This window comes from Vibrio sp. R-1 (assembly GCF_035615595.1).
Lineage (GTDB): Bacteria > Pseudomonadota > Gammaproteobacteria > Enterobacterales > Vibrionaceae > Vibrio > Vibrio cholerae.
The window spans coordinates 47,402-67,391 of sequence record NZ_WPDC01000007.1 but is presented as its reverse complement, the minus strand read 5'-3'; the positions used below and the strand labels follow the sequence as shown (position 1 = coordinate 67,391).

Genomic DNA, 19,990 nt, shown 5'->3' with positions numbered 1-19,990 from the left:
CACCAAACAGCGCCTCACGCGAAAGAGTAACTATGATTCTCCAACTGGATAAGGCTTAATATCGTGTCTATGTTATTGGCTCAAAAGCCTTTTTGGCAGCGCCATCTGGCTTATCCTCACATTAATCTCGACACCGTTGCCCATTCGCTACGCCTGACAGGGCCTTTAGACACCACACTTTTGCTGCGCGCACTGCATTTAACCGTCAGTGAGATAGATCTGTTCCGTGCTCGCTTTTCTGCGCAAGGTGAGCTGTATTGGCATCCATTTTCTCCGACTATCGACTATCAAGACCTCAGCATCCACCTTGAAGCAAAACCTTTAGCTTGGCGGCAAATAGAGCAGGATTTACAGCGCCCAACCACACTGATTGACGCGCCAATAACGAGCCATCAAGTGTATCGTTTGTCACACAATGAGCACCTTATCTATACCCGTACGCACCACATTGTGCTGGACGGTTATGGCATGATGCTGTTTGAGCAGCGCCTCAGTCAGCATTACCAATCCTTGCTCAGTGGGCAGACGCCAACTGCCGCGTTTAAACCTTATCAATCCTATCTGGAAGAAGAGGCGGCTTATCTTACCAGCCATCGCTACTGGCAAGATAAGCAGTTTTGGCAAGGCTATTTACGCGAAGCTCCCGACTTAGCGCTCACCTCTACAACCTATGATCCTCAACTCAGCCATGCCGTGAGCCTCTCTTACACACTCGATAGCCAACTCAACCATTTGTTACTCAAGCTCGCTAACGCGAGTCAGATTGGCTGGCCTGATGCCTTAGTCGCGCTGTGTGCGCTCTATTTGGAATCGGCTGAACCTGATACGCCTTGGCTGTGGCTGCCCTTTATGAACCGATGGGGCAGCGTGGCCGCTAATGTGCCCGGTTTAATGGTTAACTCGCTGCCCTTGCTGCGTCTTTCCGCGCAGCAAACCTCGCTCGGCAACTACCTTAAACAGTCAGGGCAAGCGCTACGCTCACTCTATTTGCATGGCCGCTATCGCATTGAACAAATAGAACAAGATCAAGGGCTAAATACTGAGCAAAGTTACTTTATGAGCCCATTTATCAATATATTGCCTTTTGAGTCCCCACACTTTGCTGATTGCCAGACTGAGCTCAAGGTGCTGGCTTCAGGCTCTGCAGAAGGGATTAATTTTACCTTTCGTGGCTCACCCCAGCATGAACTCTGTCTAGACATCACCGCAGATTTAGCCAGCTACCCGCACCCCCACTGGCAAAGTCATTGCGAGCGGTTTCCACGTTTTTTCGAGCAGTTACTCGCCCGTTTCCAACAGGTGGATCAAGATGTTGCACGCCTACTCGCAGAGCCTGCGGCACTGGCAACCGCCACCTCCACACAAGCTATCGCCAGTTGAAAGATGAACGATCAATGATCGAGCGTGGCTCCACCATCCACTCGTAAATCATGCAGTGTGATGTGACCTGCCTTATCGGATAACAAAAACAGGACCGCTTGAGCAATATCCGCTGGCTCGGCAATTTTATTGAGCGGGATCCCCAACCGAAATTGCGCAGCATCTCCGGCAATGACTTGCGCCTCACCATACTGCTCAGTCCAAAGCTGTTGCTGCATAGCGGTGCGCGTAGAGCCGGGACTGACCAAATTGCAACGAATTCCGTAAGGGGCTAGCTCCATGCCAATGCACTTAACCAGCATGTGTAATGCGGCTTTTGAAGCGCCATAAGCCCCAATCGACATGCGCGGGGTATTGGCAGCATTAGACCCAATAATCACCATACTCCCCTGCTGACACGCTTTCATACTTGAAGCGACACCTTGCATACAGGCCAATACACCAAAAGCATTCACAGTAAAAATGGAACTCACTTGTTCCAGTGGCATTTCATGCAATGGCGCAACATGTAGGATTCCTGCGCAGCAGACCAGATGATCAAATCCCGCCACTTGCTCAGCCCATTGATTGACTTGCTCGCGCACCGCTTCAGGCTCTGCTAAGTCGAGTTTTTTTAAAGTGAGCTGGTCCGGATAACGCCCCAATAACGACTCACTCTGCTCTAGCAACAACTGCCACTCACAATCTGCCGCCATCACTTGCGCTCCCGCTTGCAATAAATGTTCAAGCACGGAGAACCCTATCCCACGCGCTGACCCCACTAGAAGAACCTTGCTGTTAACCAACGACATATCTTTCATCCCCTATCACAAACGAGATCAACCTTCACAATCATCACTTTGATTATCAGACCAAATGGAAATTGCTTGCATTTATTAATAAAAACCATTCTCATTTGAATGTAAGCAAATGTAATCTGTTGCGCTTGGCAACGCAACCCATTCACTCGCAAATATGGATAAACAACATGGTCATGAAGCGTGAAGTGGTCGGATACACCACTATGTCTGAACATCTGATCGATACCCAACTCACTCACTCACCGTTTTTCTTTGCCTCAGCAAACCAGTCAATGCTCGGTTGTGGAGTCGCTCATGCTTTTCAGCAAGCCATTCCTTTTGCTGAACTGGCTAACCAAGCCAAACAGCTTTTGCAGCAGGCCAAACGTGATGAGTGCGACAATCCATTACTGTTTGGCATAGTGCCGTTTGACCCTAAAACACCGACTCGATTTATGATTCCGCGCACCTTATACGTGTCGAGTAGCCCGCGCTTAAACCGTCCAGCTCACCTCTCCCGCCAAGTGGCTAAACTCATCTCCTCGCCATCAGGAGAGCAATACAAGCAAGGTGTAAGCCATCTGCTCAACATGTTTCATCACTCTGGGCTGTCTAAAGTGGTGCTGTCGCGCGCCATTGAAATTGCCACCGAGCAAGAGATAGCACTACCGACCTTGCTGCGTAATCTGCTCGCCATTAATCATCACGGCTATACTTTTGCGGCCAGCTTGGACGAGCAGAGAAAGCTGATTGGTGCAAGCCCTGAACTCTTGGTCGCCAAACGCGGAAACTATCTCATCTCAAACCCACTGGCTGGCTCGCGCTCGCGAAGTCAAGATGCCCAAGAAAATGCGCAGCGCCGTGCCTCACTGCTCAATACCGCCAAAGATTTGCATGAGCACGGTTTAGTCGTCGAAGAAGTCGAGCGGATCATGAGCCGCTACTGTCGTAACTTGTACACCCCCATGGTGCCTTCTGTGATTGAAACCGAAACCATGCTGCACCTCTCAACCCTACTTGAAGGACAAGTCAGCGATCCTGAGGTTTGTGCTTTGCAAGTCGCCGCCGATTTACACCCCACTCCAGCCGTATGCGGTTTTCCGCGCGAATCGGCTTATCAAGCAATAAGAGAGCTGGAAGAATTTGATCGTGGCTACTTCACTGGCATGGTCGGTTGGTGTGATGCACGTGGCAATGGTGAGTGGGTAGTCACCATTCGCTGTGCTGAAGTGGGATCTCACCAAATGAAGCTTTTTGCTGGCGCAGGGATTGTCGATCAGTCGTTACCACAAAGCGAACTGGAAGAGACGGGTGCGAAGATGAAAACCATCTTGGCTGCGGCAGGTATTGAGCTCAACGATGTGCTCACCGCTTAAGGAGATAAGAATGACAACCGATTTTACCCCTTGGCCAGAGGCGCTTGCCGCTCAATACCGTCAGTTAGGCTACTGGCAAGATAAAACCTTGCTCGATTACTTACAGCAAAGTGCTGAGCGTACCCCCAATGCGCTTGCGCTGGTCGGTGATAATCAGCAGTGGCGTTACCAAGCTATGCTCGAACGTATTGAGCAGCTTGCTGCCGGATTTACCGAACTTGGGCTAGGCTGTGGCGATAACGTAGTGCTGCAATTAGGCAATGTCGCGGAATTCTATTTATGCTTTTTCGCTTTACTGCGACAAGGCATACGACCGATTCTGGCGCTCCCCGCTCACCGTTTAGCGGAAATTCGCTATTTTTGTCAGCACAGCCAAGCCAAAGCTTACCTCATTGATGGCGCTCAACGACCATTTGACTATCAAGCTTTGGCGCAAGAACTGCTTGCTTGCTGCCCAACACTGCAGAATGTGATTGTACGCGGCCAAACTCGAGTGACAGATCCAAAATTTATTGAACTGGCGAGTTGCTACTCGGCATCATCTTGTCAAGCGAATGCCGACCCGAATCAAATCGCCTTTTTCCAACTCTCCGGTGGCACAACGGGCACTCCCAAGCTCATCCCGCGTACCCACAATGATTACGCCTACAGCGTAACCGCCAGTGTCGAAATTTGCCGTTTTGATCAGCATACCCGCTATCTGTGCGTACTGCCCGCGGCACATAACTTCCCGCTCAGCTCCCCCGGCGCACTCGGTGTTTTCTGGGCGGGTGGCTGCGTTATCCTCAGTCAAGATGCGTCCCCCCAACACGCGTTTAAATTGATAGAACAGCATAAAATTACTGTTACCGCGTTGGTGCCGCCTTTAGCACTACTCTGGATGGATCACGCAGAAAAAAGCACCTGCGATCTCTCTTCATTGCACTTTGTGCAAGTGGGCGGGGCAAAATTTAGTGAAGCGGCCGCAAGGCGTCTGCCACAAGCCTTGGGCTGCCAATTGCAACAAGTGTTTGGAATGGCAGAAGGCTTGGTCAATTACACTCGTTTGGATGACAGTGCGGAAGTGATTGCTACAACTCAAGGTCGGCCTATCTCCGCTCACGATCAATTACTGGTGGTTGATGAGCAGGGTCTACCTGTCGCTAGCGGAGAAGAAGGGTATCTGTTAACCCAAGGTCCCTATACGATTCGCGGTTACTATCGAGCCGAGCAGCACAATCAACGAGCGTTCAATGCACAAGGTTTTTACATCACCGGCGATAAAGTCAAACTCAGTAGCGAAGGTTACGTGATTGTCACCGGAAGGGCCAAAGATCAGATCAATCGTGGAGGGGAAAAGATTGCCGCCGAAGAGGTGGAAAATCAGCTTTTACATCATCCAGCAGTGCATGATGCCGCTTTAATTGCCATCAGTGACGAATACCTAGGAGAGCGCAGTTGCGCGGTGATCGTACTCAAACCCGAGCAGTCGGTGAATACCATCCAGCTCAAACGTTTTTTACACCAAGCGGGGCTCGCCGATTACAAAATCCCAGATCAAATCCAATTTATCGATCAACTGCCCAAAACATCGGTTGGAAAAATCGATAAGAACGCGCTTCGTCGTCGATTTGACACGCTCGGCTTAGCGTTATCAATGTAAAGACAATGAGTGAGTAGAGGGAATCCTTGAATAAGCGGTTCCCTTCCTACTTAGAATCCGTGTGTTAAGCAGGAAGGGAACTCGTTCAATCACGCAGAGCAAGGTTGATGTAAATTGGCTTGAATGGTCTGCCACCACTGCTGCAAAGTGACATGCTCCATCAGTTGAGCAAAGCTAATATCAGCACCTTGGGCTTTCCATTTTTCCAGCAACTGAATCGCACGAATCGAATCTAAACCGAGAAACAGGAGGTTCTCCTGCACATCCACTTCATCCACACTCAGATTGAGCGCAGCGGCCACATCGTGTTGCATGGTTCGCAAGCTTAAGCCAGTAAGCTTTGAGTGTTGGGCTGCAATCTCTAAACACGCTTGTTGAGTGGATTTGACCGCACCAGTACGACCACTGATATAACGCAGACTGAATTCGTGATCACTGAGCGAGAAATCTGCCACGCCATCCCCAATCACAAAAGGCTGAATATCGAACATAAAGGCATCCAACGCAGTCGAGAGAATGCCAATGTGCGCATAGACACCCGTAATGATTAACTGATCCCGCCCTGTTTCACGCAGCCAATCCAATAACGGCGACTTTTTAAACGCGCTATAACGCCATTTGGTGAGCTGAACATCACCTGATTCTGGAGCAAGAGGCGCAATGATCGCCGTCTCTTCACTCAAACCGGGCCCCCAAAAATCGCTCAATAGTGCTCGCTCGGCAGGATCTTGATTCGCAGGCTGAGCCGTATAGACCACCGGGATCCCCGCTTGCTTGGCATGAGCTTTAAGCTGTTGTATATGCTTGATTAAACTGGGGATGGGTTCTGCCTGCGAGTCAAAATAGTGTACAAAGTACTCCTGCATATCATGGATAAGCAGTACCGCCCGCGATGCATCAATGCGCCAATCGACTTTATTGGTCGGTAATGATGCGGGTAAAGGGTAAGAAGCGATTTTAGGAATAGCCATGAAAGTACATCATCCTTATTGATACTCAGCCAACTGAGCGTTGTTAGTGTTGTTATGTCATCGCACGACGCAGCAGAAGCAGCCATTCGGCCGAATCTTCTGCCGATCAATAATGCAACGATGCTAACAACATCACTCACAGATGTAAATAATAACAATTATCATTTAATCCAATTTCACTTCATGGCGGCGCTTCTCATTGATCATCAGCACCAAACGTTGTGAGCTTCCCTCTCCTCACTCCGTTGAAAATCGCCCATAAAAAAGGGCTAGCCGATGGCTAACCCTTTACATGTTCCCAAATGTTTGACTTATGCAGCAAGCTCTTGCGCTTTCAGTGGCTGCACACGTTTTTCGCCGATTGGCAGAACAACACGGCCGTATTCATTATTGAGTACTTGTGCCATAGCGAAGTAGATAGCGCTCGCGCCACAGAAGATGCCTTCAAAACCTGCGATAGTACCAATCAGCTCGCTACCAGTGAAATCACGAGCAGCCAGCAGAGCAAACAAGATGGTCAGAGAACCAAATACCACTTGTTTCGCCGTTGGGTAGCACAGAGAACCAATGAACATAAAGCCAGTGAAAATGCCCCACAGAGCCAAGTACCACCCCATGAAAGGCGCAGGGCTTGCAGGCAGTCCCATGTGTGGCATTACGATCAAACCAACCAGCGTCAGCCAGAACAGACCGTAAGAAGTAAATGCCGTTGTACCGAAGGTGTCACCACGTTTAAAGCACATGATGCCGACGATAACTTGACTCAGACCGCCGTAAAAAATACCCATCGCCAGAATCATTGAGTCGATTGGGAAAAAACCTGCGTTATGGATATTAAGCAGAATGGTGGTCATACCGAAACCCATCAGACCGAGTGGTGCTGGGTTGGCTAGCTTAGTTGACATGTGAACTTACCTTCAGAGTGTGAATTCAAAAATGTTTGTAAAAATTACGCGCGGATTTTAATTAACAGGCAGATAAAAGAAAAAAGATCTTATTGGAAACTTAGATTGTTGAAACAGTTAGTTACAGATGCGAGTAAAAAATCGCCCAACCTAAGTTGAGCGATGAAATAAAAACTTTTAATACAAAAACTTAGCAGGAGACTTTATCCCAGAACCAGTTAGATTGAGTGGGTGACTCCCAAACACCTGGGCTGTTCTTAGCAATAAAGCATTGGCCGTTATAGGTCACTTTATCGCCATTCGAGACCTTAGTGACTCCAGGTTGCCACACAATGGCATCCGTAGGGGCTGGCTCTGTTGGCGGCACTGGTGTTGGCTCCGATGGTGGTACAGGTTCAGTGGGAGGTACTGGCTCGCTTGGCGTTGGCTCAGTTGGTGGTGTTGGCTCACCAGAAACTAACGCCCAAGGCCCGCCTTTAGAAGGTTCATCACCTTGTGTCCACCATTTAGCTTGGTAAACCGCACCTTTATAACTCACCTTGTCACCTGAGTTATAAACCTTACCCGCTTCCCACGCAGGGGCACCACCTACGGGTGGATCTGTCGGATCGGTAGGTAATGGATCAAGTTTTTCCACTACACGAACTTTTGGCCAGCTCGCATGTGAACCATACAGGTTAGTCACACACTTCTCATAATCCCCTTCCACCAAAGCAGAATACGCGGTTTGGAACCCCACCAACTCACATTCAAATGAGTAGCCACCCGGACGATCTGGGTAATATTTCCAGTTACCATCCCAGTTGGTGTAAAGCACATCGGTCGCACCATTGAGGTTAAGGCTGCCGTAAGGCAGTTGCTGCCAGCAGGTATTCTTTTCATCAGCTTCAATAGGGATTTGATAATGCGCCGCTAAGCCTTCCCAATAACGAATACGGTTAACCGGCTGCCCTTTATCTTTGTTTTGCTCCCCGCACTCAATACCACCATTGATAATATTGATCGTGGTGCCGAAACCGTAACCAATCCCTGCATCAATTTCACGCTGTGAAGGCACCCAAGTACGATCAATCACATGCAACATGGCAGGTTTCGGTGCCTGTGGCGTGAGGAAGAACCAGATTGCAGACGCAAGGTTCAACCACGAATCAGCCACTAAACCGGGGTTGTTCAACAATACTTTTGCATCACCATCAAACATAGCCTCGGAGAAAGCGCCGTAGTTAAAGTGGTAAGAAAGCTGTTTTGCTCCACGGCCAAAGTAACCTTGCCCAGTAGCACAAGGCCACTTCCTGTTCTGCCAGTCATTTTGACCACACCCAGTGGTATAACCTTCTTGACCTTCAGACCAGCCCATTTCACGCACATGCACCAGCGCTTGTTGCCACTCTTCCAGCGCTAATGGGTTATCAGAAATGTTGTCCTTCGCGATGTGTCCACCAGTTTCCTGAGCAAAGTGAGCAAAAGCGGTCACGATCGATTTTTTACAAATCGCGTCAGAATTGCGGCCATCGGTATACTCCGCACAAAATGCCGGGAATTTGCCAATCGCACGCAAGAAACGGGTATAAGTGTATTCAGGCGCCGCCATGTGAGTGAGGAAATTCCACTCAGACTCAGGAAATACGCGTTCAACCCGTTTCACGTTATCAGGGTTTGTCGCCAGTCCCGGCTCGATCGCATCGACAATCGCATTGGCGCGGGTCGCTAAGGCATTTGACCAAATGGCATACATAGGATTGGCGGTTTTGGCTTGCTCTGCTGCGGCAATATCCGCTTTAGCCACCAAATATCCTCCAGGATTTTGTGGATCAGGCTGAATATTCATCGCCGCTTGCGCAGGCAATGCACACGCCATGGCCACCCACCATGCGGTATGTTTGAGTTTAAACATGGATAAAAGTTCCTCTCTCAACTTGGAAATCCATTTGAGAGTAGGCTTATTGACAACTAATTTAATAGTAAAAAATAAGAAAAAAAACAAATTTGCGAGGCGTTTCCAAATTATATATAAAAAACACATATAACTTTTAAACAAAAATAACAATATAAAAGAAAAATGTAAACATCTTGATGTCTATAAAACAAGTCATTTTTATAGAGTAGCATCCCCATAAAAGCACAGCGTAAAATAACTTTTAACCAGTTAGTATAGAAAAGTAATTTTCTCTCATAAAAAATTCTAACAAGAAAATAAAACCTGACAAAAATACAACAAAAAACCAACCAAACAAGACAAAAGCATTTGATAATTAAGACTTAATCAAATTAACAAGATTAAGGAAACACTATGTTTAATATAGATTACAATAGTTACCGTTCTATAAGTGGATTTAACCAACGCACTCGATTTTTAATATTTCATTATACTGCTTTAAATTTTAGTGAATCAGTTAAAGCATTAACCAGTAATGCAGTTAGTGCACATTACCTTATCCCAGATCCAACTGATGCTACCTATATAGATTCTGGATTTAAAGATCTGCGAATTTTCAACTTAGTCAATGAAAATGATAGAGCTTGGCATGCAGGTGTAAGCGCTTGGTCTGGTAGAAGTAATTTAAATGACACCTCTTTAGGTATCGAGCTCGTGAATCAAGCAAGAGACGACAATGGGGTAATAACTTTTTTACCTTATCATCCACAACAGATCGCAGCATTGAAATTACTCGCCATTAATATTCTACAACGTTATCCTGATATTTCACCAACAAATATCATAGGTCATAGTGATGTATCACCTGGTAGAAAAAGTGATCCTGGGGCTCTCTTTCCTTGGAAAGAACTCCATTTATCAGGAGTTGGAGCTTGGTATGACGAAGAAAGTAAAATCAAGTATTGTAAGCAATTTAAAAAAAATCTTCCCAATAAAAATGATATCCTCGAAAAACTAAAAACTTATGGTTATGACACAACCAAAGCAGAGGATAATCAAGTGTACCAACAATTGATTCGATCGTTCCAGTTACACTTTCGACCGGAGAATTATTCAGGAAATGTTGATGTAGAAACAGTAGCAATTCTTTACTCTCTTGTTGATAAATACAAATCCTAGGCAAATAATATATAGACCATTCTCTCATTTTATTATTAACAAGTAAGTGCGAGAAGGAATAAACACAGAAAAATCACTGACAAGACCGTAAATTAAATCGACATAAATGAAATGCAAGCGTCTTTAAATTAAACGGAGATAGAATCTTATTCTATCTCCGTTTAATTTTTTATATAAAAATGTTTATTTAAAAATCATCTTGAATAATTCGCTCAATATTTCTCTCGGCAAGAGCTGCAATCGTAAGAGATGGATTTGCTCCTCCTGTATTTCCAGGAAGTAACGAACCATCCATCACATATAGACCTGATACATTTTTCACTCGCCCGTAAAGATCCGTCGCTTTACCTATCTCCATACCGCCAACAGGATGAGCCCCCGTGAAAATAACATCATCAAAGCCTGGAGCGCCGAGACGCTGCCAATTTACTCTTGCCATCGTGTTGTTAACAGCTCTCACAGCATTCGTAGCATCAGCTTCCAAAGATTTCGGGTAATGCAATACTGCATCATCTTTATCAGCATCATAATAAAAATAACCACGATTCTTGAAATCAGCAGTAACAGCTAGCGTCATAGATACCCCAACATCAGCAATCGCTGCGTTCGCCCAATTCTCAGCGATCACCGGACTTTTTCCGTCTTGAGTAACATAGATTGCCGATGCAGAAGGAGAACCTTGTGGAAGTCCTTGAGGTAATCCAAACCAAGATTGACGAAATGCCATGCGATTCCCATTGTCTCCCCAGTTTTTGCCAACGTATTCGTTTAGATCTGAGAGAAAACCTTTCGCTTTGGCCCGTACTAATATTCTTGGTGTATGATATGCTCCAGCCGCCATAATGAGTTTGTCACAAGTGACGACTTTTTCTTTAATTACCTTACCATAGGGATCTAACTCAACTACATCGATCTCATAAATATCACCATTTTGGCGAATTTCATTCACTTGATGATTATGATGAACTGTTACATTTCCGGTCGCTTCTGCCATAGGAATATAATTCTGATCTAGACTATTCTTACACCCATTACTATTACCAAAGTTAGTCAAACCTATAGTAGCTGATGGAAGTGAATGACCATTCATTTCTTCTCTAATAATATCCCAATTCCAATTTCCATCAATTTTATAAGGCTTATACCCGGCTTTAACGGCCTCATTATCCCAATCACGTGAATGTTTGAAAGACGGACTATAATATATATCATCTGGCATATAACTGTAATGGAGAATGGACTGAACTCTAGGGTAATAGATATCAATCATTTCTTGATAAGATATTTCTGATGGAAAAAGGCGTTCGAAATATTTTTCTTTTGGGATTGCTTTTACGCCAGTATAGATAACAGAACCTCCACCGACTGCAGTTCCCAATAATATATCTGAACCACCTTTATAATTTTCTCCTTCACGATCAATGATATCTAGGACACCACAAAACTTATCTATACTACGTGAGTCAATTACATTAAAAAATGGCAGTCTATAAGTTAAAGCCGGAAACGTTGTTGAAGTGCGATGCCAAAACATCCTGCCATCTGCCAACATATCATGAGCAAATATTTTACGTTGTTTACTTAAAGGCCAACGGTTACCTCGCTCAAGAATCGCTGTTTGAATACCAGCTTCCCCTAACCTTAGAGCGCTCACTGCTCCTCCAAATCCACTACCGATAATAATCACTGGATAATGGTAATGAAGTCTAGGAGGTGGATTGAATAACTCTGGTATTAATATATTAAAATCCAATATCTTATTTATTGCTGTAGCATTAGACTTTGGAGAATATGGAGCTAAAGCTGTAGCCACAGACATATAGATTATGGATTTAACAAATGTACGTCTATTTATTTCCTGCATGTCTTTCACCATCTGATTTATTGGTAAACAAAAATTTCTCATCATAGGAAGTAAAATACTAAATTTATATACACATTGGAAAATCAATAAAAATTCAACAATGCACAATAAGTATTACATGCATAGAAAAAACAAAGTAAACGCAAGATTAAGAAACTTAAGAAATTCATTAGTAAGTTAATAAAAAATTCAAACTCCAAACCAATTGGTTAGTTTGAATATAAAAAACCTCAAAACAATAACAATTACTGCATAAAAAAGTCCGCAATTACGCGGACTTAGATATGATTTAGTGCCTGTTAGTGCCAGCCCCTTCTTAAAGGAGCATTATTCCCACTCAATGGTCGCTGGTGGCTTACCTGAGATGTCATACACTACGCGAGAAATGCCATTCACTTCGTTGATAATGCGGTTGGAAACTTTACCCAAGAACTCATAAGGTAGATGCGCCCAATGTGCGGTCATAAAGTCGATGGTTTCGACGGCGCGCAATGACACAACCCAATCGTACTTACGGCCATCGCCCATGACACCAACTGAACGCACTGGCAAGAACACAGTAAAGGCTTGAGAAACTTTGTTGTACAGATCCGCTGCGTGCAGCTCTTCAATAAAGATTGCATCTGCACGGCGCAGTAAATCACAGTACTCTTTCTTCACTTCACCCAGTACACGTACACCAAGGCCAGGGCCTGGGAATGGGTGGCGGTAAAGCATGTTGTAAGGTAAACCAAGCTCAAGGCCAATCTTGCGCACTTCATCTTTAAACAGTTCACGCAGTGGCTCAACCAAGCCCATTTTCATGTCATCCGGCAAACCGCCCACGTTGTGGTGCGATTTGATCACATGCGCTTTACCGGTTTTTGAAGCGGCAGATTCAATCACATCTGGATAGATGGTGCCTTGCGCCAACCATTTTGCGTTGCTGAGTTTTTTCGATTCTTCATCAAATACTTCAACAAACACACGGCCGATGGTTTTGCGTTTTGCTTCAGGCTCATCAATGCCTTCTAGCGCTTTTAGGAAGCGCTCTTCTGCATCGACTTTAATGATGTTGAGGCCAAATTTATCACCAAACATCTCCATCACTTGCTCGCCTTCGTTTAAACGAAGTAGCCCGTTATCCACAAACACACAAGTGAGCTTACTTCCAATCGCACGGTGTACCAGCATGGCAACCACAGAAGAATCCACGCCGCCAGAAAGACCAAGGATCACTTCATCGTCACCCACTTGTTCTTTGATGCGCGCAACCGCATCTTCGATGATGGATTCAGACGTCCACAGACGCTCACAGCCACACACGCCCAAAACAAAGTTCTCCAGCATCTGTAAACCGTTTTTGGTGTGTGTCACTTCGGGGTGGAACTGCACGCCGTAGTATTTCTTCTCTTCATTGGCCATCGCAGCGTATGGGCAGGTATCGGTCTCACCGATTTTCACGAAATCCGCTGGGATTTCGACCACTTTGTCACCGTGGCTCATCCAAACGTCTTGCGTGAGATCGAGATCTTTAAATAGCGCCGATTCGCCAGAAATTTTTACCTGAGCATAACCAAATTCACGCTCATTAGAAGTCGCAACACGGCCTCCTAACTGCTCAGCCATGGTCTGCATGCCGTAGCAAACACCAAAGACAGGCACACCACTGTCAAACACATATTGCGGGGCACGTGGTGAATTAGCTTCGGTCACGCTTTCAGGGCCACCCGAAAGAATAATGCCGTCCGGATTGAATTCGCGAATGTCTGCCTCTTCTACATCCCAGCTCCACAGCTCACAGTAAACACCGATTTCGCGCACGCGACGGGCTACTAGCTGGGTATATTGAGATCCGAAATCGAGGATCAGAATTCGTTGGTCATGAATATTCTTAGTCATTGTTTAGCAGTCTTATCAGCCGAGTATTAATACGGGGGATTCTTCAACGGAGGCGAGTCTACTCGCCTCACATTCACTCATCAAGCATTTAAGCAAACGTTTACGCTTAGCCCAGACGGTAGTTTGGTGCTTCTTTGGTGATCTGCACGTCATGTACGTGAGACTCTTTCATACCCGCACCAGAAATGCGTACAAATTGAGCTTTAGTACGCAGATCTTCTACTGTGGCTGAGCCAGTCAGCCCCATACAAGAGCGTAGGCCGCCCATTTGTTGATGGATGATCTCTTTCAGATGGCCTTTATAAGCGATACGACCTTCGATGCCTTCTGGAACCAGCTTGTCTGCCGCGTTATCGGTTTGGAAGTAACGATCTGATGAACCTTTTGACATCGCACCCAGTGAACCCATTCCACGGTAGGCTTTGTAAGAGCGGCCTTGGTAAAGGATCACTTCACCTGGGGCTTCTTCAGTACCAGCAAACATTGAGCCAACCATAACGCAAGAAGCACCCGCCGCAATCGCTTTCGAAATGTCGCCAGAGAAACGAATACCGCCATCAGCAATAACAGGAATACCGTACTCGTTAGCCACACCCGCTGCATCAGCAATAGCAGTAATTTGTGGAACGCCCACGCCTGTGACAATGCGCGTGGTACAGATTGAGCCAGGACCGATACCGACTTTCACTGCGCTTACGCCCGCTTCAATAAGTGCGCGCGCACCTTCAGCTGTCGCCACGTTACCACCGATGATTTCAAGGTGTGGATAAGCTGCGCGAGTTTCGCGAATACGCTGTAAAACCCCTTCGGAGTGGCCATGAGAAGAGTCGATCAGTAGAACGTCAACCCCGGCTTCAACCAGCGCTTTAACACGCTCTTCGTTACCCGGTGCTGCACCGACAGCGGCACCCACACGCAGACGGCCTTGCTCATCTTTACACGCATTAGGCTTGCTTTCGGCTTTATGGAAATCTTTCGCGGTGATCATGCCCTTGAGTTGGAACTCATCATTCACCACCAGAATTTTTTCAACACGCGCTTTGTGCATTTTTTCTTGCACTTCTGCACCCGTTGCACCTTCTTTGACTGTCGCAAGGCGCTCTTTTGGCGTCATCACAGCAGCCACGGATTTGGTGAGATCAGTAACGAAACGAACGTCACGGCCAGTGATAATACCAACCAGTTCATTGTTTTCAGTGACAACAGGGAAACCCGCAAAACCGTGGTAATGGGTAAGTTCCATAACATCAGCAATGGTTTGTTCTGGACGGACAGTGACAGGGTGAGTAACCACACCCGCTTCAAAGATTTTCACTTGGTGAACTTGAGCCGCTTGCTGTTCAATCGACATATTCTTGTGAATAAAGCCAATGCCGCCTTCTTGAGCCAGAGCGATCGCAAGACGTGCTTCCGTAACAGTATCCATAGACGCAGAAATCATAGGGATGTTCAGCGCAATATTTTTGGTTAACCGAGTGCGAAGATCGGCAGTGTTTGGAAGAACGGTGGAATGAGCAGGGACGAGTAAAACATCGTCAAAGGTTAGAGCTTCTTTTGCGATTCGTAGCATGTGCAATATCTCACAACAGGAGTGTTAACAACGGAAATCCACTTCATCGTTTCGCGTAACAAAGGGATTTATATTTGATATTGCGGACGGATTATACGCCCGAGGCAATCGGTTGACTACACATTTTTTCATTTTTTATTTGCATTTCACCCCTTGATATGTATTATATTGAGGCTAATTTCCATACCCACGTCTGAGGAATCAGCGTTGTCTTCTTCTCTCGCCAATCGAAATATCTACACTGTTTCCCGTTTAAATTCTGAAGTTCGTTTATTACTGGAAAATGAAATGGGGATCGTCTGGTTGGTGGGTGAAATTTCCAACTTCTCCGCTCCCGTCTCTGGTCATTGGTATCTCACTTTAAAAGACAGCCAAGCGCAGGTTAAATGCGCCATGTTCAAAGGCAATAACCGTCTGGTGAATTTCAAACCGCAAAATGGTCAGCAAGTATTAGTCAAAGCTCGACTTTCTCTTTACGAACCGCGCGGTGACTACCAAATTATTCTTGAAAGCATGCAACCGGAAGGGGATGGCCGTCTGCAGCAGCAGTTTGAACAACTGAAGATGCAGCTCGCCGCCGAAGGTTTGTTTGCTCAGACACGTAAAAAACCATTGCCGGAAAATCCACGCTGCGTGGGGATTATCACCTCACGGACTGGCGCGGCTTTGCACGATATTTTGCACGTGCTTAAGCGCCGTGACCCGAATCTGCCTGTAGTGATCTACCCCACTCTCGTACAAGGTGAAGAGGCAGCTATTCAAATCGCCCAAGCGATTGGTCGTGCGAATACACGCGCCGAGTGCGATGTGTTGATAGTCGGTCGTGGTGGTGGCTCTTTGGAAGATTTGTGGTGTTTTAACCATGAAATCGTGGCACGTACTATCGCTGCGAGTGAAATCCCAATTATCAGTGCAGTAGGCCATGAAATCGATGTGACGATCGCTGACTTTGTCGCCGATGTGCGTGCCCCTACCCCCTCTGCAGCGGCGGAATTGGTCAGCCGTGATCATCGCCATAAACAGCAAGCACTCCATCAATGGCAAGCCAAACTGGCTAGTGCCATGCGCCATTATTTGGCGCAGCAAGATACGCAATTTGCCCGTTTACAACACAAGCTTGATAAACAGCATCCTCAAGCTCGTTTAGAGCGCCAGCAGCAGCAACTTGATGAACTCAGCTTACGTCTTGAGCAAAAGATACAGCAACGTCTGGCAACTCAGCAGCAACGCAGGGATCGCTTAAGCCATAAGATCGAGCTCCATTCGCCCATTCACTTGATCCGCCAGCAGCGTTTTAATCTGATCCAACAAGAGCAGCGAATAACTCAGTCGATCCAACGCTATTTGATCCAATCACGCCATCAACTCGCTTTGTTGAGTGAAAAGTTGGATGCGGTCAGCCCTCTTGCAACCTTAGCCCGTGGCTATTCGGTGACACGTACCACACAAGGTGAGTTAGTGCGCCAAAGCGCGCAAGTGAAACCGGGTGACACTTTAGTCACCCAGTTAATGGATGGTGAGATTCTCTCTACTGTGAATTCCCGTTAAGCGGTTGGAAGACAAAACGGATTTTGGATTTCGATTTCAGCTCATTACACTGATTACAGAAATAATTCGCCGCACCACAAGCCTGTAGCTTTTCTAATTCACTGCCACACTCAGGGCAAAATCCGACTTTACGGTAATCTACCGTACAAGCGCTGCAGTGGTACTGACCTGTCCATTCTAATTCTTGGCCACATGTTGGACATGGGTTGTCCATAGCACTCTCCTTATCATTTTGCGTTGTGTCACATAATTCATCGAGATGGGATCCGACGCCATGATCTTTATCACGCCTACTCAGATCGATGCGACTTAATTAACCAATAACTGATACTCTTTTAAGCAGGATCCTAACCGGATCTTCTGCTCAAAAGGTTTTGATCAGCGATCTGCCATGAAAAGAACTTTTATATAACCACCCACCGAAAGCATAAGTTACATATTCTGCATTTCAATTTTAAAAAGAATAAAAATCTAAAAACAAAACCATTTAAGACTTAAGACAGAATATAGTGAAAAGATCACTAAAATTCTGAGGGCTGCGCGCAAGTGACTGCCTCAATATGCTGTTCATCGACTTGTTTCAGTGTCACTTGGATCGACTGAAAGGCGGTTAAACCCTTGCAGTGTGTGCCTCCACAAGGAATTCGTGCGATATTGGCTTCATGTAAGTCACATTCCCAATAACGTGAATCGGTCAAGGTTGAGCCCGTGCACTCAAGACGAATTGGGCTGGCTAAAGCTAGCCACTGCGCAAGCTGTTCATTAGTCTTTTGTTCTATAAAACTTAAATCTCTCAGCACATCATCACTATTTAAACCGCGCTTACGCAGTGTTTTCCCCAAACGATAGACATCGGTTGAACAATCAGGAGTAACATCACTTGAGATTTGGGCATAGCTGTTGAAGTCAAAATAACCCTGCGGGTCTTTACGCTCTGCATCTTTACGCCAATACCCCTGTGCTAAGACTTTATTGAGCGCTAAATAAGCTAAATGCCCTGCGCTATGACCTCGGCTTAAACTTGCTTGATATTGGGTATCGACTTGCAACTGAACCTTATCGCCCACTTGGCATGCGGCTATGACTTCGCCAAGACGATGAACGACCACAAAGAGCCAGCCGCTCTCTTCACGTTTTACGGGGATATCATTTCCAACGTACAAATGACCCGAGGCTTGTTCAATCGCCCCCACGACACAGTCAGTGACGGCATACTCACTACCTTGCCAAATTAAGATTCCACGGTCAGCAGGATGATCGGGCCAAATATGACTGACAGGGTGAAAAGGCGTACTGTAGGTGACAATATCCATTCCATTTTGATGAGTCTGAAGCAACATCACTTGAGTCTCTAGTGACGTAATTCCTTGTGGAAAGGTGACTTCTGTTGCGCAATAGGTCATGCATCTCTCTCCTTCAGAGACAAAAAAGCCCAAGTAAACTTGGGCTTTATAAATTATTTTCTGCGGTTTTTCACCATGCTCATCAATCGCTTACGTTGTCGCTCTTGTGAGAGGGTCATTTTATTCGTCTTACCTTCAAATGGGTTTTCGCTATTTTGGAACTGGATACGAATTGGTGTACCCATGATTTCTAGCGATTTACGGTAATAGTTCATCAAATAACGTTTGTATGAATCTGGCAGCTCGTTGACTTGGTTACCGTGGATAACGATGATCGGTGGGTTGTAACCACCCGCGTGTGCATATTTCAGTTTCACACGACGCCCACGCACCATAGGCGGCTGGTGATCATCGGTGGCCATTTTCATAATACGAGTCAGTACAGACGTTCCCACACGCGTGGTTGCAGAGCGATACGCTTCTTGCACCGATTCAAACAAGTGACCGACACCTGTGCCATGCAGTGCAGAAATAAAGTGGATGCGTGCAAAATCAACGAAACCCAGTCGACGGTCTAGCTCTTTCTTCACGTGTTCTTTGACGTCAAGACTCAAACCATCCCATTTATTCACCGCAATCACGATGGAGCGGCCAGAATTTAGAGCAAAACCAAGCAGGCTAAGATCTTGATCTGAGATGTTCTCACGCGCATCGACCACCAACAATACCACGTTAGCATCTTCAATCGCTTGTAAGGTTTTGACTACCGAGAACTTCTCAACGGTTTCATTGATACGCTTACGGCGACGCACGCCCGCAGTATCAATCAATACATATTCACGCTCATCACGTTTCATTGGGATGTAGATAGAGTCACGCGTGGTTCCCGGCATATCGTAAACCACTACTCGCTCTTCACCCAGAATGCGGTTAGTCAGTGTTGATTTACCCACGTTTGGACGACCTATGATCGCGAGTTTAATCGGCAAGTCTTGCAGGCGCTTGTATTCGGCTTCCGCTTCTTCTTCGCTGTACTCTAGCTGCTCTTCTTCTGGATCTTCTTCGTTGGTCAGATCTTCAAGTTGAGCTTGCTCAGATTCCATTTGCTCAGCAAACGGATTCAGCGCACGGTCAATCAATGCGCCCACACCACGGCCATGCGCGGCGGCGATTTGGTACATCTGATCCATACCGAGTTGCCAGAACTCCGCCGAAGCGGCATCCGCATCGATACCATCCACTTTGTTCACAACCAAAATTGCTGGCTTTTCAATACGGCGCAGATGCTGAGCAATCGCTTCATCTGCAACCGTCAGACCCGCGCGGCCATCCACCATAAACAGCACCACATCAGCTTCGTCAATCGCAGCGAGCGATTGCTGTGCCATTTTGGTCTCAACGCCTTCTTCAGAGCCATCGATACCGCCGGTATCGATCACGATAAATTCGTGCTCACCCAACTTAGCTTGACCGTATTTGCGATCACGCGTTAAGCCGGGAAAATCCGCGACTAATGCGTCCCGTGTGCGAGTGAGTCGATTAAACAGCGTCGATTTACCGACGTTTGGACGCCCAACAAGAGCAACAACAGGTACCATAACAACCTCTACAAACTTTCATTTATGTAGTTATAGGTAAACACTCTGTCACAAGCGCTAAATTTTTACCTATAACCA

General features: G+C 46.3%; 15 protein-coding genes. 5 read left to right on the top strand and 10 right to left on the bottom strand.

Annotated elements, in window-relative coordinates:
• Positions 1 to 63 precede the first annotated feature (63 nt).
• Entirely contained in the window at positions 64 to 1,380 is a 1,317-nt protein-coding gene (gene vibH / locus GOU96_RS02865) for a norspermidine-2,3-dihydroxybenzoate synthase VibH (protein ID WP_267780739.1), read from the top strand.
• Between the two features lie 11 nt (positions 1,381 to 1,391).
• Here the strand turns inward: vibH and GOU96_RS02860 are convergent, their stop codons facing one another.
• Positions 1,392 to 2,171 (bottom strand): 2,3-dihydro-2,3-dihydroxybenzoate dehydrogenase, encoded by a 780-nt coding sequence (locus GOU96_RS02860; protein WP_223275059.1) that lies wholly within the window; start codon positions 2,169 to 2,171, stop codon positions 1,392 to 1,394.
• A gap of 176 nt (positions 2,172 to 2,347) precedes the next feature.
• Between GOU96_RS02860 and GOU96_RS02855 the strand changes: the two genes are divergently transcribed.
• Both GOU96_RS02855 and GOU96_RS02850 read left to right on the top strand, forming a co-directional pair.
• Entirely contained in the window at positions 2,348 to 3,535 is a 1,188-nt protein-coding gene (locus GOU96_RS02855; RefSeq protein ID WP_134986927.1) for an isochorismate synthase, read from the top strand.
• Positions 3,536 to 3,545: 10 nt separating this feature from the next.
• A complete protein-coding gene (locus GOU96_RS02850) occupies positions 3,546 to 5,177 on the top strand; it encodes a (2,3-dihydroxybenzoyl)adenylate synthase (protein WP_175248226.1) in 1,632 nt (543 codons plus the stop codon).
• Positions 5,178 to 5,266: 89 nt separating this feature from the next.
• Here the strand turns inward: GOU96_RS02850 and vibB are convergent, their stop codons facing one another.
• From vibB to GOU96_RS02835, 3 genes are all read right to left on the bottom strand, one after another.
• Complete coding sequence (vibB, locus tag GOU96_RS02845) at positions 5,267 to 6,148, bottom strand: vibriobactin biosynthesis bifunctional isochorismatase/aryl carrier protein VibB (RefSeq protein WP_000997092.1); 882 nt, start codon at positions 6,146 to 6,148, stop codon at positions 5,267 to 5,269.
• Positions 6,149 to 6,459: 311 nt separating this feature from the next.
• Positions 6,460 to 7,053 carry an acetate uptake transporter gene (locus GOU96_RS02840; RefSeq protein WP_119773369.1) on the bottom strand — a complete coding sequence of 198 codons (594 nt, stop codon included), beginning with the start codon at positions 7,051 to 7,053 and terminating at the stop codon, positions 6,460 to 6,462.
• Between the two features lie 190 nt (positions 7,054 to 7,243).
• Positions 7,244 to 8,947, bottom strand: a complete 1,704-nt coding sequence (locus GOU96_RS02835) for a chitinase (protein WP_258501774.1) — start codon at positions 8,945 to 8,947, stop codon at positions 7,244 to 7,246.
• Between the two features lie 396 nt (positions 8,948 to 9,343).
• Between GOU96_RS02835 and GOU96_RS02830 the strand changes: the two genes are divergently transcribed.
• Positions 9,344 to 10,108, top strand: a complete 765-nt coding sequence (locus tag GOU96_RS02830; protein ID WP_042987954.1) for an N-acetylmuramoyl-L-alanine amidase — start codon at positions 9,344 to 9,346, stop codon at positions 10,106 to 10,108.
• A gap of 187 nt (positions 10,109 to 10,295) precedes the next feature.
• Here the strand turns inward: GOU96_RS02830 and GOU96_RS02825 are convergent, their stop codons facing one another.
• The 3 genes from GOU96_RS02825 to guaB form a co-directional block, all read right to left on the bottom strand.
• Positions 10,296 to 11,972, bottom strand: a complete 1,677-nt coding sequence (locus GOU96_RS02825) for a GMC oxidoreductase (protein WP_001156195.1) — start codon at positions 11,970 to 11,972, stop codon at positions 10,296 to 10,298.
• A 327-nt stretch (positions 11,973 to 12,299) separates the two neighbouring features.
• A complete protein-coding gene (guaA, locus tag GOU96_RS02820; protein ID WP_042987952.1) occupies positions 12,300 to 13,853 on the bottom strand; it encodes a glutamine-hydrolyzing GMP synthase in 1,554 nt (517 codons plus the stop codon).
• 106 nt (positions 13,854 to 13,959) lie between these two features.
• Complete coding sequence (gene guaB, locus GOU96_RS02815; protein WP_000944162.1) at positions 13,960 to 15,423, bottom strand: IMP dehydrogenase; 1,464 nt, start codon at positions 15,421 to 15,423, stop codon at positions 13,960 to 13,962.
• Positions 15,424 to 15,630: 207 nt separating this feature from the next.
• On the opposite strand from guaB, the gene xseA reads away from it, so the two are divergent.
• Positions 15,631 to 16,971 (top strand): exodeoxyribonuclease VII large subunit, encoded by a 1,341-nt coding sequence (gene xseA / locus GOU96_RS02810; RefSeq protein ID WP_095482247.1) that lies wholly within the window; start codon positions 15,631 to 15,633, stop codon positions 16,969 to 16,971.
• Here the strand turns inward: xseA and GOU96_RS02805 are convergent.
• From GOU96_RS02805 to der, 3 genes are all read right to left on the bottom strand, one after another.
• Positions 16,952 to 17,185 carry a zinc ribbon domain-containing protein gene (locus GOU96_RS02805; protein ID WP_000369855.1) on the bottom strand — a complete coding sequence of 78 codons (234 nt, stop codon included), beginning with the start codon at positions 17,183 to 17,185 and terminating at the stop codon, positions 16,952 to 16,954. The two genes, xseA and GOU96_RS02805, sit on opposite strands and share 20 nt — an antisense overlap.
• Positions 17,186 to 17,492: 307 nt before the next feature.
• The gene (locus tag GOU96_RS02800; protein ID WP_162811367.1) at positions 17,493 to 18,374 is read right to left on the bottom strand and encodes an alanyl-tRNA editing protein; all 882 of its coding nucleotides are present in this window, start codon (positions 18,372 to 18,374) and stop codon (positions 17,493 to 17,495) included.
• A 53-nt stretch (positions 18,375 to 18,427) separates the two neighbouring features.
• A complete protein-coding gene (der, locus tag GOU96_RS02795; protein ID WP_000249401.1) occupies positions 18,428 to 19,912 on the bottom strand; it encodes a ribosome biogenesis GTPase Der in 1,485 nt (494 codons plus the stop codon).
• Positions 19,913 to 19,990: the final 78 nt, after the last annotated feature.